Annotated in this window: 17 protein-coding genes; 6 read left to right on the forward strand and 11 right to left on the reverse strand. The window is 58.2% G+C overall.

What is annotated here, in order from left to right:
• Nucleotides 1-77: 77 nt before the first annotated feature.
• From ACR0DH_RS06270 to secG, 9 genes are all read right to left on the reverse strand, one after another.
• Nucleotides 78-827, reverse strand: a complete 750-nt coding sequence (locus tag ACR0DH_RS06270) for a transporter substrate-binding domain-containing protein (protein ID WP_170532516.1) — start codon at nt 825-827, stop codon at nt 78-80.
• A 34-nt stretch (nt 828-861) separates the two neighbouring features.
• Nucleotides 862-1,638, reverse strand: coding sequence for an ABC transporter ATP-binding protein (locus tag ACR0DH_RS06275; protein WP_480541003.1), 777 nt, complete (start codon nt 1,636-1,638; stop codon nt 862-864).
• Between the two features lie 140 nt (nt 1,639-1,778).
• Complete coding sequence (locus ACR0DH_RS06280) at nt 1,779-2,516, reverse strand: phosphate/phosphite/phosphonate ABC transporter substrate-binding protein (RefSeq protein WP_480547849.1); 738 nt, start codon at nt 2,514-2,516, stop codon at nt 1,779-1,781.
• A complete protein-coding gene (locus ACR0DH_RS06285; protein ID WP_480541005.1) occupies nt 2,513-2,950 on the reverse strand; it encodes a tellurite resistance TerB family protein in 438 nt (145 codons plus the stop codon). The genes ACR0DH_RS06280 and ACR0DH_RS06285 overlap by 4 nt, the downstream gene beginning before the upstream one ends.
• Nucleotides 2,951-2,970: 20 nt before the next feature.
• A complete protein-coding gene (locus ACR0DH_RS06290; RefSeq protein ID WP_170532523.1) occupies nt 2,971-3,420 on the reverse strand; it encodes a tellurite resistance TerB family protein in 450 nt (149 codons plus the stop codon).
• Nucleotides 3,421-3,462: 42 nt separating this feature from the next.
• Nucleotides 3,463-3,756 (reverse strand): DUF1330 domain-containing protein, encoded by a 294-nt coding sequence (locus ACR0DH_RS06295; protein WP_353007966.1) that lies wholly within the window; start codon nt 3,754-3,756, stop codon nt 3,463-3,465.
• A 74-nt stretch (nt 3,757-3,830) separates the two neighbouring features.
• On the reverse strand, nt 3,831-4,604 hold the full coding sequence (locus ACR0DH_RS06300; protein ID WP_480547850.1) for an isocitrate lyase/PEP mutase family protein: 774 nt from the start codon (nt 4,602-4,604) through the stop codon (nt 3,831-3,833).
• 97 nt (nt 4,605-4,701) lie between these two features.
• Complete coding sequence (locus tag ACR0DH_RS06305; RefSeq protein ID WP_480547851.1) at nt 4,702-6,345, reverse strand: CTP synthase; 1,644 nt, start codon at nt 6,343-6,345, stop codon at nt 4,702-4,704.
• A 159-nt stretch (nt 6,346-6,504) separates the two neighbouring features.
• Entirely contained in the window at nt 6,505-6,870 is a 366-nt protein-coding gene (gene secG, locus ACR0DH_RS06310) for a preprotein translocase subunit SecG (protein ID WP_170533101.1), read from the reverse strand.
• A gap of 151 nt (nt 6,871-7,021) precedes the next feature.
• Between secG and nthA the strand changes: the two genes are divergently transcribed.
• From nthA to ACR0DH_RS06335, 5 genes are all read left to right on the forward strand, one after another.
• A complete protein-coding gene (gene nthA / locus ACR0DH_RS06315) occupies nt 7,022-7,636 on the forward strand; it encodes a nitrile hydratase subunit alpha (RefSeq protein ID WP_480547852.1) in 615 nt (204 codons plus the stop codon).
• The gene (gene nthB, locus ACR0DH_RS06320; RefSeq protein WP_480547853.1) at nt 7,633-8,310 is read left to right on the forward strand and encodes a nitrile hydratase subunit beta; all 678 of its coding nucleotides are present in this window, start codon (nt 7,633-7,635) and stop codon (nt 8,308-8,310) included. The genes nthA and nthB overlap by 4 nt, the downstream gene beginning before the upstream one ends.
• Nucleotides 8,307-8,645, forward strand: a complete 339-nt coding sequence (locus ACR0DH_RS06325) for a nitrile hydratase accessory protein (protein WP_480541017.1) — start codon at nt 8,307-8,309, stop codon at nt 8,643-8,645. Before nthB ends, ACR0DH_RS06325 begins: the two co-directional genes overlap by 4 nt.
• A 215-nt stretch (nt 8,646-8,860) precedes the next feature.
• Complete coding sequence (locus ACR0DH_RS06330) at nt 8,861-10,156, forward strand: adenylosuccinate synthase (RefSeq protein ID WP_480541019.1); 1,296 nt, start codon at nt 8,861-8,863, stop codon at nt 10,154-10,156.
• Nucleotides 10,156-10,392, forward strand: a complete 237-nt coding sequence (locus tag ACR0DH_RS06335; protein WP_480541021.1) for a DUF2842 domain-containing protein — start codon at nt 10,156-10,158, stop codon at nt 10,390-10,392. Before ACR0DH_RS06330 ends, ACR0DH_RS06335 begins: the two co-directional genes overlap by 1 nt.
• Nucleotides 10,393-10,441: 49 nt before the next feature.
• Here ACR0DH_RS06335 and ACR0DH_RS06340 read toward each other — a convergent pair whose 3' ends face one another.
• A complete protein-coding gene (locus ACR0DH_RS06340; RefSeq protein ID WP_480547854.1) occupies nt 10,442-11,965 on the reverse strand; it encodes a hypothetical protein in 1,524 nt (507 codons plus the stop codon).
• A 121-nt stretch (nt 11,966-12,086) separates the two neighbouring features.
• Between ACR0DH_RS06340 and ACR0DH_RS06345 the strand changes: the two genes are divergently transcribed.
• The gene (locus ACR0DH_RS06345; protein WP_480547855.1) at nt 12,087-12,794 is read left to right on the forward strand and encodes a thiamine diphosphokinase; all 708 of its coding nucleotides are present in this window, start codon (nt 12,087-12,089) and stop codon (nt 12,792-12,794) included.
• Here ACR0DH_RS06345 and ACR0DH_RS06350 read toward each other — a convergent pair.
• Nucleotides 12,739-13,653, reverse strand: a complete 915-nt coding sequence (locus ACR0DH_RS06350; protein ID WP_480547856.1) for a DMT family transporter — start codon at nt 13,651-13,653, stop codon at nt 12,739-12,741. The two genes, ACR0DH_RS06345 and ACR0DH_RS06350, sit on opposite strands and share 56 nt — an antisense overlap.
• Between the last annotated feature and the right edge of the window lie 5 nt (nt 13,654-13,658).

The following is a 13,658-nucleotide window of genomic DNA, read 5'->3' on the forward strand; positions in this document are numbered from 1 at the left end:
AGGCGTCTTTCGAACGTCTGGTCCGGCAAGGCCGGAACGGGCCCGGCGCAAGGACGCCGGGCCGGGACAGGTCAGTATCAGTTGGTGACGACCGAACCGTCAGCGCCGTATGTAGCGGTGCCTTCACCGAACCACTTGATCAGCATCTCGTTAAGCGTGCCGTCAGCTTTCATCGACGTGATGGCTTCGTCGAACTTGCCGCGCAATTCACCGTCGCTTTCACGCAGGCCCATGCCGACGCCACCGCCCAGCGGAACCGGATCGCCGACAAAGACCAGCTCACCGCCCGATTCTTCGACCAGCGGCACCAGATAGTCGCGGTCGGCCAGAACAGCATCGGCTTCGCCGTTGCGGACGGCTGCGATGGTTTCTTCCGGGGTCGCGAATTCAACCAGAGTCGCGCCGGTTTCGGCGACGTGGCCCGCCTGAATGGTGGCGGTTTGCGCAGCAACAACACCACCGGTGACATCGGCTGCGTCAGAGGTCGCGACATAGGCCGACGCGGTTGGCGGATAATAGTCCTGTGTAAAGTCGATGACTTCATCACGTTCGTCGGTGATCGACATGCCCGCGATGATGGTGTCGTAGTTACCCGATACCAGGTTCGGGATGATCGAATCCCAGTCGTTCTTAACCCACTCGCATTCCAGCCCGGCGCGTTTGCACAGCTCGTCACCTACGTCCCGCTCGAACCCGTCGATCTCACCGGCATCGTTGATGAAGTTATACGGAGGGTAGGCGCCCTCGGTGCCCATGCGCACGGTGTCGGCCATGGCCATCCCGGCGGTCAAAGCCAGCGCTGCAGTGGTCAGAATCAGGTTTTTCATTGGTTACTCCCCAGTTTGGTTCTGTTCTTTGAAATTATGCCGCTTTGGTAGCGGACAGAAAACCCTGAAGTCGCTTAGACTCAGGGGCGGTAAAGATGTCTTCGGGCGTGCCTTCTTCTTCAATCAGTCCTTGATGCAGGAATACGACATGGCTTGAGATATCGGCGGCCATCTGCATGTCATGGGTCACGATGATCATGGTCCGGCCTTCTGCGGCCAGGTCCTTGATCACTTTGATCACTTCCTGTTCCAGCTCGGGATCCAGGGCCGAGGTCGGCTCGTCAAACAATAGCGCTTCGGGCTCCATGCACAATCCACGCGCTATGGCGGCGCGCTGTTGCTGACCACCAGACAGTTGCGCGGGGTAGACGTCGCATTTGTCGCCAATGCCAACCTTATCAAGATACCTGCGGGCGCTGTCTTCCACTTCGGCCTTGTCACGGCCCAAAACGGTGACCGGAGCTTCCATGACATTCTGCAGGATGGTCATATGTGCCCAAAGGTTGAATTGCTGGAACACCATAGACAGGTTAGTCCGAATGCGCAGAACCTGCTTGGGGTCCGCGGGGTGGCGGCCATGACCTTTGCCAGCCCATTGTACGGGTTCGCCTTTGAATAGGATCTCGCCTTGCTGGCTGTCTTCCAGCAGGTTGCAGCAACGCAGCAGGGTTGATTTTCCCGATCCGGATGATCCTATGAGCGACACCACATCCCCGCGCCTTGCAGTGATGTCGACACCCTTGAGCACCTCGAGATTGCCGAAGCTTTTGTGAAGGTTCTTGATCTCGATGACGGCTGATGGGTCTGACACGAAGGATCCCGTTGTTGCTGGTATTGATGCGCTAATAGGACGGAAAATCCGGCACAATGCAATGCGCAAATCACAGAATCAGGGATCGAATCTGCCGAATTGACCAGAGGTTATTGTCAAAATGAGTAGAGACTGTGCAATCAGGCTCCAGGTGGAGGAGGGGTAGGAACGGCCAGATATTCTTCGGCGGGAATACTGATCAACCCACGGATGTGAAGGAGGCGCTTGTCTTCTTCAGAGAGAGCGGTGATGGCCGTATGAACGGCATCTGCAATTTGATCCGGGTCCTGGGTTTGCGCAGTGATGTAGGGCAGCGCGGGGGTTGGCGTTGTGCGGGCAACCTCGCGCAGGTACTGGCCCAGATCCGTATGCTCCTTCAACAGCGCCCATGTCAGCGCATCCAAAGCGGCAAAATCTGCGTCGTGGTCGGCAACGGCCTGGGCGGAGAAGGCGTGACCGCCGGTTCGGATAAGTTCGGCGGGTTTCAAACCCAAATTTTCCAGATGTGTGATCGGCGCAGCCCAACCGGATTGCGACAGCGCCTCGTTATAGGCGAACCGTCCCATCGCTAGATCGGCAAGCTCGCGTGGGTCGTCGCATCGCGCCACAAAGACCGAGCAATAGTGACCAGCCGGACACCCCGGTAGTCGATAGTCTGGCGTTCCGACCAGTTGAACGTGGCCATGAAGGCGGGTGCGGTAGGGCATGCCACAGGTCTGGGCGAAAACAAGATCGGGGTCTTGCCAGATATCCCAAACATCTCGATGTCGATCCAGTTGCGCCGGGCCAAATCCAAGATGGCTGCGGATCAGTGACCAGAATCGATTATTGGCGGCCTCCAGGGCAGGCATGTCATACATGCCCAGCATCGCTGTCACGATTGTGCAGCCTTTTGCCGGGCCAGCGCCGAATCCACATCGCTAACGCCCAGCAAGCTAACCACAAGGCGCAGCAGGGAATCTTCTTCACCTGTCCGCTGCCCATCCGCCAAGGCGACCGACCACATGGCCTGCACGACGGCCAGCCGATCCTCGTAGGCAACGGCCTCCTTAATGGCGCGGGTAAAGCGGACGGTATCGGGGGCCTCAGCCTCAAGATCTTCGGCACGTGCGCGCAGTCCGGCTGCTTCGAACGGAGACAGTCCATAGCGTTGGGTCGAGATCTTATCGATACGCGCCATCTCGGAATCGGCATAGTCATTGTCGGACCGCGCGATGCGCACCAGCAAGGCAGTCAGCGCCAGGCGTGCGTCACCATCAGGAAGCGGGTCGGGAGCGGGCTGTGTCAGCCGGGACAGAAAATCACTAAACATGACACAGATATAGACGCGGGCTAGCTGGCTTCCAAGCGGCTTTGCACCCGTTCACGCGCAGCCTTGCTGTCATTGAAGCTAAGGCCCATCGCAGCGCGCGCCTCTTCAACGATCTTAATCTCACCCTCATCCGAGTCGCCATCGGCCAGAACGACCTCCCACAACGCATCCAACGCGGCAAGGCGTTCCTGAAGGTCAGTGGTTTCTCGGATCAGTTTGCCAAACGTATCCGTTTCTGGTGCGGCGGCATGTAGTTTCTCGCAGGTGGCGCGCACTTTGGCGGCCTCAATAGCATTATGCTCGTACAAACGTGCCAAAATCCGGTCGATCAGGCTGATTTCTTCCAGCTTATAGTCCCGATCCGCCTGCGCCACGCGGACCATCAAAGCGCCCAACGCCAGTTCGGCATCAGGATCGGGCAAATGCTCGGTCTGTGGCGGTCGAAACGCCTGAAAGAACTTCTTCAACATAAGGGCAGATTATCCCATATTTTGTGGCGCGCCAAGCTACGACTACCCGTCATAGCCCTGAATGATCACAAGATCGCCATTCGATACCGGATCACGCAGGCTTTTGGCGTATTGATAACCCTCACTTTCATAGCAGGCCAGCGCGTCTTCGTAGCTGGGAAATTCGATTACCACTGTGCGGGCACGCGCGGCGCCTTCCTTAAGCTCTCGCGTGCCGCCGCGCACCAGAAAGCGAGCGCCAAAGGCGGCGAATGCCTCACCATTTGCTGCGATATAGTCTTTGTACCTCTCCATGTCGTCTACATCGACATGGGCCACCCAATAGCCTTTGGACATCAAAGCCTCCTGCCCAGTTTCCCGGGCAAGGTGCTTAGAATTGACGAAAATAGCAATCCCGATCCGTAAGGGGGTCAGCCGTAGTTGATTGCCGCGCGCGCCTGTTCCGTGAGCCACGCGATCATCTGCCGGTAGGGCACGGGCCCATAGCTGACCCGCGCGACCCCAAGCTCTGCAAGGCGTGGGGTGTCCGGCGTGCCGGGCAGGGCGATGATGTTGACGGGCAGGTCGGTTGCTGCGCAAAGCTGTCCGATCATCGCCTCATCCTTCAGGCCGGGGGCAAAGAAGCCGCTGGCCCCTGCGGATTGATACGCGGCGGCACGTGCAATCGCATCGTCAAGCATGGCTGCGTCATGGGTTTCAGCCGGGGCTTTCAGGAATATATCGGTGCGGGCGTTGATATAGGCCGGAATGCCAGCCTGATCGCAGGCTTTGCGTACAGCTTCGACCCGCGCGGCTTGGTCCGCAATAGGGTAAAGACCATCTCCGCCAATGATCTGATCCTCAAAGTTGAACCCAACCACGCCGCAGTCCAGCGCGCGGACAACGTTGTCGGAAATTGCTTCCGGATCAACGGCATAGCCGGATTCGAAATCCAACGTCACGGGCAGGTCAACCGCTTTGACAATGCGTCTGACATTGTCCAAGGCGGCTTCCATAGGGAAATCCTGCCCATCGGAATAACCCCGCGCCATGGCGACAGGGGCGCTGCCCGTTGCGATGGCTTGCGCGCCTGCGTCGCGCACCGCACCGGCGCTGCCAGCGTCCCAGATGTTGAAAAGAATGACGGGATCACCCTTTTTGTGCAGGCTGGTAAAGGTTTCGGCGCGTTGGGATTGGGTGGTCATGGGGGTTCTCCTGTCGAAGCTTGTTCAACAGTTAACCCCATGCCACGCAATCGCTAAGCGCTTAATTGTGTCGGTACATCACTTTGCAGAGGTCAGCTCAGACCAGGCGTGAGGTGTCCTTGGCCGCGCGTACAAAGTCGCGGAACAGCGGATGCGGATCGAAGGGTTTGGACTTCAATTCAGGGTGGTACTGAACCCCGATGAACCAAGGGTGATCCGACCACTCGACGATTTCCGGCAGACGCCCATCCGGCGACATGCCCGAGAAGTTAAGCCCCGCGCCTTCAAGCTGTTTGCGATACTTGATATCCACCTCATAGCGGTGACGGTGACGCTCCTCGATCTGAGTGCCGCCGTAAACCTCGGCCACTTTCGAGCCTTCAGCCAGAACCGCGTTATAGGCCCCCAGACGCATGGTGCCGCCCTTGTCGTCGCCGACTTTGCGTTCCACCTTGTGGTTGCCCTGAACCCATTCTTTCAGATGGTAAACCACCGGCTCAAAACGTTTTTTCCCGGCCTCGTGGTCAAATTCCTCAGAACCGGCCTCTGTGATGCCCGCCGCATTCCGCGCCGCTTCGATCACCGCCATCTGCATGCCAAGGCAAATACCCAGATAGGGCACTTTATGCTCGCGCGCATATTGCGCTGCCTTGATCTTGCCTTCGGTGCCACGCTCACCAAATCCGCCCGGCACGAGGATTGCGTGGAAGCCTTCCAGATGGGGCGCTGCGTCTTCGGTGTCGAAAATCTCTGCATCCACCCACTCGACCTTGACCTTGACCCGGTTGGCCATGCCGCCATGAGTCAGAGCCTCAGCAATCGACTTATAGGCGTCTTCCAACTGCGTGTATTTGCCCACGATGGCGACTTTCACCTCGCCTTCGGCATTGTGGATACGGTCGCTGACGTCTTCCCATTTCGCCAGATCGGGCTTCGGGGCAGGGCTGATCTGAAACGCGTCCAGAACTGCTTGATCCAGACCTTCACGGTGATAGGCCAGCGGGGCGTCGTAGATTGTGGACAGGTCTTGGGCCGCTATCACGCTATCGGGGCGGACGTTACAGAACAGCGCCAGTTTCTCGCGTTCCTTGGTCGGGATCGGCCCTTCGGACCGGCAAACCAGAATGTCAGGTGCCAAGCCGATTGAGCGCAGCTCTTTCACCGAGTGCTGGGTTGGTTTGGTTTTCAATTCACCCGAGGCCTTGATGTAGGGCAGCAATGTCAGGTGCATGAAAATACACTGGCCGCGCGGCTTATCCTGGCTGAACTGACGGATGGCTTCAAAGAACGGCAGGCCTTCGATGTCACCCACGGTGCCGCCGATTTCGCACAGCATGAAATCAACCTCATCCTCACCAATGGCGATGAAGTCCTTGATCTCGTTGGTGACGTGCGGGATCACCTGAATGGTCTTGCCCAGATAGTCGCCGCGACGCTCTTTCTCCAGCACGTTGGAGTAAATCCGCCCGGAACTGACCGAGTCGGTCTTGCGGGCAGCCACTCCGGTGAAGCGTTCGTAATGACCGAGGTCCAAATCGGTTTCGGCGCCATCATCCGTGACGAAAACCTCGCCATGCTCGAACGGAGACATCGTGCCCGGATCGACGTTCAGATAAGGGTCCAGCTTACGCAGACGCACCGAATACCCGCGAGCCTGCAACAAAGCACCCAAAGCCGCCGAAGCCAGCCCTTTGCCCAAGGATGAAACCACACCACCAGTGATGAAAATAAATCGCGCCATGTTTTTCGGCTGCTCCCGTGAGACGTCATTATCAGCTGCCCGGCGGTTTGAAAAAACCGCAGCACCACGGGACTTCACATATAAAGGATTCGCGCCCATAGCGCAAGAGAACCGCAAGATGCTGTTGCAGTTCTCTTTCAGATTTCTAGGTTTTGTGTATCAGTCGGCTTGCGGGATCAACGGTGCGTTGTCGCCCTGCGCCGGAGGCAGCAGGTCATCCGCCGACGGAACGGCCGGTGTGCTTTCTTCGGTCGCGGCCGGTGCCGGAACACCCAAACGGTCAATCACCGAGCTGCCTGAAGACTTCTGCGCTGCTAGAATCGTCAGCGTGATCGAGGTCACGATAAAGCACGCGGCCAGAATCCAGGTCAGTTTACCCAGCGCCGTTGCCGCTGCGCGCCCGGTCATAGCGCCACCACCGCCGCCGCCCATCCCAAGGCCACCGCCTTCGGACCGCTGCATCAGCACAACGGCGATCAGGCCCAAAGCCAGAAGAAGATGGATGATGAGAACGACGTTTTCCATGGTGGTCCCGAACAGCGTAGCGTGTATCGCGTGGTACTTATGCAAGTTTGTCAGCGGGGGCAAGTCAGGAGTTCGCATCACCCTGCGTGATGTCTCATATCACAGCAAAGGGACTGGACAGAACGCCAATACGTGACGCAGGCTGCGGCCTATGCCTCATGACGATCCTGACCACCCGCATGCTTTGCTCCCGCCTGAACCCGCATTGCGCGTCAAAGCGCTGGAAACGATTCTGACCCGTAAGGGGCTGATAGATCCGGCTGCGCTGGATGAGATCATTGATACATATCAGAATAAAATCGGTCCCCAGAACGGTGCGCATGTTGTGGCGAAAGCCTGGAGCGACCCGGCATTCAAGACAGCACTTCTTGCGGATGCAACGTCGGTCGTTGCGGATCTCGGTTACTATGGGCGGCAGGGCGAACATATTGTCGTGGTCGAAAATACGCCCGAGCGGCACAACATGGTCGTGTGCACCTTATGCAGTTGTTATCCATGGCCGTTGCTTGGCATTCCGCCGGGTTGGTACAAATCCGACGCCTATCGTGCTCGCGCCGTACGCGAACCCCGTAAAGTGTTAGCTGAGTTCGGTGTTGCCTTACCTAAAGACACCGCAGTGCGGGTCTGGGATTCAACCGCCGAGATTCGCTATCTCGTGCTGCCCATGCAGCCCGAAGGTTCGGATGGTTTGGAGGAACAGGAACTGGCGGCGCTGGTCACACGCGACAGCATGATCGGCACAGGATTGCCCAAGGTGCCATCATGACCCGTGTTCACGATATGGGCGGGCGCTTCGGCGACGGCCCTGTACAGCCTGAAGGTGAAGACGCGCCGGTATTTGCTGAAGACTGGCACGCACGGGCCTTGGCGGTCACTTTGGCGGCAGGGTTTCTGGGGCAGTGGAACATAGATATCTCGCGCCACGCGCGTGAGCGGCTCTCGCCCAAGGACTACGCGCGGTTTTCTTACTATGAGAAATGGATATCCGGCCTGACCGATCTGTTGGTTGAACAAGGCGTGCTATCCTTGGACGATCTGAAAAGCGCGAGCGAAGACCAACCGCATTCTCTTGCCTCGAAATGCCTGCGGGCGGACGCCGTCGCAGAGGCGCTCGCCAAGGGCGGGCCCGCGGACCGCCCTTCGACCATCGCCCCCCGCTTTGCGCTGGGGCAGGATGTTGTCACTGCGCATCCATTTGCGAATCGTCTGGTTGAAGGCGGCCATACCCGTCTGCCTGCCTACGCTACTGGAGCTCGGGGACGAATCCTGCGCCTGCACGGGGCCCATGTCCTGCCCGATTCAAATGCGCATGGGTTGGGTGAGGCACCAGAACCGCTTTATGCCGTTCTGTTTCCCGCATCAGAACTGTGGGCCAATCCAGAGCATCCCGAGGATGAGGTGGTGCTGGACCTCTGGCAAAGCTATCTGGAGCCCACATGAGCACATGTCTGGACGTCACGGCTCCCGAACCGGTCTTTGCGGAACCGTGGCACGCACAGGTCTTTGCGGTGACCGTGGCGCTGAATGAAGTCGGCTGGTTCGATTGGCCCGACTGGGCGGGGCGCTTTTCGGATACACTGAAACGCAACGGTCTGAGCCGCGAATTGGATGGTGGGGATGACTATTTTCACGCCTGGCTTGAAACACTTGAAGCTTTGCTGGCCGAACGCGGTGCTGCCACGCCAGATGTGGTGCAAACCCTTCAGCAGGAGTGGGAACAGGCCTTTCTGACCACACCCCATGGGCAGCCGGTGCATTTGCGACAAGGCGGGTAGGGGGCGCTGCCCCCGCCGCCCGTTCCGGGCGACTCCCCCGGGATATGTCTGGCCAGATGAAGCAGGGGACCCGATCTTCATCTGGCTACAAATATCCCCGCCGGAGGCATCGCGCGGCAGCGCGATTTCCGTCTGCGGCGAAATACCAGTTTCCCTGCCGCCAGAGCCCCGCTATACGAGCCGAGTTTGATTACTCAGCACGAAAAGGACCGGATATGGCCAACGTGGTTGTTGTCGGCGCCCAGTGGGGTGACGAAGGAAAAGGCAAGATTGTCGACTGGCTCAGTGAACGAGCGGACGTCATCGCGCGTTTTCAGGGCGGGCACAATGCCGGGCATACTCTGGTCATTGATGGTGAAGTCTACAAACTGCATGCTCTGCCTTCGGGTGTCGTGCGTGGCGGCAAGCTGAGCGTCATTGGCAATGGCGTCGTGCTGGACCCCTGGCACCTGCTCAAGGAAATCGGGACGATCCGGGCACAAGGTGTTGAGATCACGCCAGAAACGCTGATGATCGCCGAGAATACGCCTCTGATCCTGCCGATCCACGGTGAATTGGACCGCGCGCGCGAGGAAGCGGCGAGCAAGGGCACCAAGATCGGGACCACCGGTCGAGGTATCGGTCCGGCGTATGAAGACAAGGTCGGACGGCGTTCTGTACGCGTCGCTGATTTGGCGGATGAAGCGACGCTAGAGGCTCGGGTAGATCGCGCGTTGCAGCATCATGATCCGCTGCGCAAAGGCTTGGGCATCGAACCTGTCGACCGTGATGCGCTGATTTCGCAACTGAAGGAGATCGCGCAGGAGATTCTGCCGTTTGCGGCACCAGTCTGGAAGGTGCTGAACGAAAAGCGCAAAGCGGGTAAGCGCATCCTGTTCGAAGGCGCCCAAGGCGCCTTGCTGGATATTGACTTCGGGACCTATCCGTTTGTGACCTCATCGAATGTGATCGCAGGGCAGGCGGCCACGGGTGTGGGCATCGGGCCGGGTTCGATTGATTTTGTGCTTGGGATTGTCAAAGCCTACACCACCCGTGTTGGCGAAGGCCCGTTCCCGACCGAGCTCGAAGATTCAGATGGGCAACGCTTGGGTGAACGTGGTCATGAATTCGGAACGACCACAGGCCGCAAGCGCCGTTGCGGTTGGTTCGACGCCTGTTTGGTGCGTCAGACCTGCGCTACCAGTGGGGTCAATGGTATCTCGCTGACCAAACTGGATGTTCTTGACGGGTTCGAGACGCTGAAGATTTGCACCGGCTATGAGTTGGACGGTGAGCACTTGGATTATCTGCCAACTGCGGCCGATCAGCAGGCCCGCTGCAAACCGATCTACGAAGAAGTGCCGGGATGGAGCGAATCCACCGAAGGTGCGCGCAGCTGGGCGGATTTGCCCGCCAATGCCATCAAATATGTGCGTCGCGTTGAAGAACTGATCGAATGCCCTGTGGCCCTTTTGTCCACAAGCCCGGAGCGGGATGACACCATTCTGGTGACCGACCCGTTTGCAGATTGATGGGCGGCGACAAAAATACCGGCCTCAGCTACAAGGCCCGCCGCCGCTGGTCTCTGGTGATTCTACTGGTGGGATTGCCGCTTTACATCGTCGCGGTGGTGACCGTTGTGAACTGGCTGGATCGCCCCTCTATTCTGGTCGAGCTGCTGGTCTACATCGTCCTTGGCATCGTCTGGGCCTTGCCCTTCAAATTTGTCTTCCGAGGGGTCGGCAAAGAAGACACGCAAGATGACTAAAAAAAAGGGCCGAGACATGTCTCGGCCCTTTGCGTCTATAGTTGATTGATCAGCCTGCCGCGCGTTCATTGTCGGGGCGGAACCCGATCAGGTTCGAGGCGGCAAATCGACCGCCACCGGCTTTCTGGATTTTACCATCGCGCAGCAACTGACCGAAGGAACGCAGGCTTTCTTCGCGATTGAACTCATCCTGTTTCAACGAACGGACCTTGTTCATCAATTGCGGGCGCGAGAACTGTTCCTGACCCTCGATGAAGGACAGATAAGATGCCGCAGCTTCGAGCAGGTCCAGAAGAGACTGTGCGCCTTGTTCCTGTGCGAACTGGGCGAACCCGCTTTCCTCTGCCGCGCTATCCTCTTGATCAGTTTTGACTCGGCGGGGGGCAATCGGGCCTGAAATCGCGTCGCTCTGATCGACGCGCTGTTCAGCAACAAGCTTCAAAGGCGCCGCCGCATCGGATTCGGGGCGCATGCTGGTGACCTGAATTTCAGGGCGGCGTGGGCTGACAGCCGAGGCCAGATCACCGCGATAGGGCTGATCCACCGAGGCAGTGTCGGTCTTGCCATCAACTTCGGCAGCCGCAACAGCATTGCGCAGATGCGAATAGGTTTCGCGCGTGTCGCTGGCCGAAGGATCGCCCATCTGCTGGTCGGCTTTTTCCATCAGGCGAAGTACGTCCTGATCCAAGGTGCTTGCTTCGTTGGGCGTTTCATCAGTGCCGCCAGCCATCTCGGCTTCGACACTTGAGATATCATCCAGAAGGTTCTTTTCATCCTCGGCGGACAGAACACCCAGCGCAATCGACTCGTCTGCTTGCTCCGACGCACCCTCATCTTTCATGATGTTCAGGATGCCATCGGAGACTGTGTCGTCCTGGACGGTGGTTTCGGGTTCGGTTGGCAAGGCGTCATCGGGCTGAATATCTGCTTCTGCCTCATCTTCGAAGAACTCAGCAACCGTGGAAAGACTATCTTCTTTCGCCTCAGGTTGTGCTTTCTCTGGCGCTGGATTCAGATCTTCCGCCTTCAGCGCACCGGCTTCAAACGCAGCTGCGACTGCATCGATAGGGGCCGGTTTTGCGCCAAGCAGAGAGGTATCTTCATCTTCCGCGTCGGTGATCGGAGCCGTGTTCGAATGCGTGACCACCGCGCGAATGCGCTGCAGCTTGGCTGAGATGCTGTCAGCCGCAAGTGGCTCGGCTTTAGCTGCGGGAGGTTCAACCGAAGAGGGGGTGGCAACGGTTGAAGGGGATGGGGGGCGGTGCGAGGACATGGCTGCATCCTTTGTGGCAGTCTCGGGCGCGGTGTCCGGCGCGGTTCTTGTCGCACGCAGCAGCAGACCGGATTCGTCTTGCCGGGCCTCTACGTGTTGGGCGTTGTCGCCCTGGGCAATGCGCGACAGCATTTCAGCATCCAGTCGTGGGGGTTCCGAACCGAAGTACCGATCATCTGCTGCGATTTCGCGGAAGTAGTCTGCAATGGCTTTGAGTGTTTCAAACGAATTGTCGAACCCTTCTAAAGTGCAGGAAAAGGCCCCATAAGAAACAGTTAACACCTTCTTATTCTGTACCATCAGACACACGTCCTCTACAAACTAACAAAGCCAACTTACCCAGAATCGAGCGCACACATTGGCTTACAGCTCTACATGAACCTATCAATTTGTGGTCTCAATGTGTCCAAATCCGGAAAAAATGATCAATCTGAGAAAAAATAAGCCAATTGTGCGTTCAAACGGCCCAATTGGCCTGGTTGGAGGGGGGCAAATTGGGGTTTCCGACCTGAGTTTGGTGCTGAAACGTGTCAATTCAGTGGTCGCTGCGGATGGCGGCGCATCGATTCTGGTTGATTCGGGCGTTATGCCCGAGGCCGTGATCGGTGATTTTGATTCGATAAGCATGGCTACGCGCGGGCATATACCCGCGGACCGTCTCTTTCAGATTGATGAACAGGACAGCACGGATTTTGATAAAGCCCTGCGCAGCATCGACGCCCCGCTTGTGATTGGGGCTGGTTTTCTGGGCGGGCGTCTGGATCACCAACTGGCGGTGCTCAATGCTCTGGTCACACGACCCAGCCCGGTTTGTATCTTGTTGGGGGAACATGAGGTGGTGTTTCACGCGCCTCCATCGATCATTCTGGATCTGACGCCGGGCGAAGTTATCTCTCTGTTCCCGCTGCGCCGGGTGACGGGACAAAGCCAGGGTCTGAAATGGTCCATCGATAAGCTGGTTTTTGAACCGGATGGGCAAGTTGGAACCTCGAACCAAGTGGTGTCGCAGGTTCAGCTGAGCCTGGATGGGCCCGGGCTGCTGGTCATGGTGCCGCGCGCCGCACTGGATCAGGTCATGCAGGCGTTTCTGTCGGGGCAGACCGGGCGGTGGCCCTCTCTCGCAAAATGACATACAGCCCGGCGGCCATGGTGATCAGAATGCCAAGCGCTGCGATCCCGTTGGGCAGATCGTAAAAGATCAGCCAACCAAACAGGGTTGCCACCGGGATTTCCAAATATTGCATTGGGGCCAGCGTTGCCGATGGCGCAAAGCGCAGAGACCATGTCATCAACAAATGGGCGACGGTTCCTAGAATGCCGATGGCCAGTAAAAGCCAATGGGCGTTGCCGGTTGGCATGACCAAAGACAGCTCCCAAATTCCGGATTGGGTTCCCCACAGGATGAGGGGGAGCAGAAAGATCGTAGCCATCACTCCGGACACCGCCTGCAAGGATACCGGATCGGTTTCCTTGGCAATCTGCCGGGTGACCAGCATGAACAGCGCAAAAACCACGGCCACGATCAGTGGTAGTAGGGCGGGCAACCCGACCTCGGCAAAGCTGGGCTGGATCACCAGCAAAGTGCCAGCAAATCCGACAACACATGCGATCAGACGCCGGTGGCCGACCTCTTCATTCAACACATACTTTCCAAGCAGCAGCATGATGAAGGGCATCACGAATGCTATAGCGACCGCATCTGCCAGTGGCAGGAATTGCAGCGCGCTGAACATCGCTGTGATGCCGATGATATGAAGACCGGTGCGGAACACGGTCAGACGAAGCACGCGCCCCCGCATGCGCCAGGGTCGTCCCGTTGCGGCCACCAGCGGGATCAGGATCACCGCTTGAATCGCAAAGCGGACCAGCACCAGCAGCCCTAGTGGGGTGGATTCGCCCAGCAGCTTGGCGATTGAATCGCCAAGCGGTGCGAGCACGCAGAAACCAAGCATCAGAACGATGCCGAAAACGGGGCGATCCTGTGTCATGGGGC

It is taken from the genome of Ruegeria sp. I1, from assembly GCF_056532675.1.

Bases quoted from the DNA above. Each gene is read 5' to 3' on its own strand.
- ACR0DH_RS06270 (WP_170532516.1), bottom strand. From the start codon at position 827: ATGAAAAACCTGATTCTGACCACTGCAGCGCTGGCTTTGACCGCCGGG.
- ACR0DH_RS06285 (WP_480541005.1), bottom strand. From the start codon at position 2,950: ATGTTTAGTGATTTTCTGTCCCGGCTGACACAGCCCGCTCCCGACCCG.
- ACR0DH_RS06290 (WP_170532523.1), bottom strand. From the start codon at position 3,420: ATGTTGAAGAAGTTCTTTCAGGCGTTTCGACCGCCACAGACCGAGCAT.
- ACR0DH_RS06295 (WP_353007966.1), bottom strand. From the start codon at position 3,756: ATGTCCAAAGGCTATTGGGTGGCCCATGTCGATGTAGACGACATGGAG.
- ACR0DH_RS06300 (WP_480547850.1), bottom strand. From the start codon at position 4,604: ATGACCACCCAATCCCAACGCGCCGAAACCTTTACCAGCCTGCACAAA.
- ACR0DH_RS06305 (WP_480547851.1), bottom strand. From the start codon at position 6,345: ATGGCGCGATTTATTTTCATCACTGGTGGTGTGGTTTCATCCTTGGGC.
- secG (WP_170533101.1), bottom strand. From the start codon at position 6,870: ATGGAAAACGTCGTTCTCATCATCCATCTTCTTCTGGCTTTGGGCCTG.
- nthA (WP_480547852.1), top strand. From the start codon at position 7,022: ATGCCTCATGACGATCCTGACCACCCGCATGCTTTGCTCCCGCCTGAA.
- nthB (WP_480547853.1), top strand. From the start codon at position 7,633: ATGACCCGTGTTCACGATATGGGCGGGCGCTTCGGCGACGGCCCTGTA.
- ACR0DH_RS06325 (WP_480541017.1), top strand. From the start codon at position 8,307: ATGAGCACATGTCTGGACGTCACGGCTCCCGAACCGGTCTTTGCGGAA.
- ACR0DH_RS06330 (WP_480541019.1), top strand. From the start codon at position 8,861: ATGGCCAACGTGGTTGTTGTCGGCGCCCAGTGGGGTGACGAAGGAAAA.
- ACR0DH_RS06335 (WP_480541021.1), top strand. From the start codon at position 10,156: ATGGGCGGCGACAAAAATACCGGCCTCAGCTACAAGGCCCGCCGCCGC.
- ACR0DH_RS06340 (WP_480547854.1), bottom strand. From the start codon at position 11,965: ATGGTACAGAATAAGAAGGTGTTAACTGTTTCTTATGGGGCCTTTTCC.
- ACR0DH_RS06345 (WP_480547855.1), top strand. From the start codon at position 12,087: ATGATCAATCTGAGAAAAAATAAGCCAATTGTGCGTTCAAACGGCCCA.
- ACR0DH_RS06350 (WP_480547856.1), bottom strand. From the start codon at position 13,653: ATGACACAGGATCGCCCCGTTTTCGGCATCGTTCTGATGCTTGGTTTC.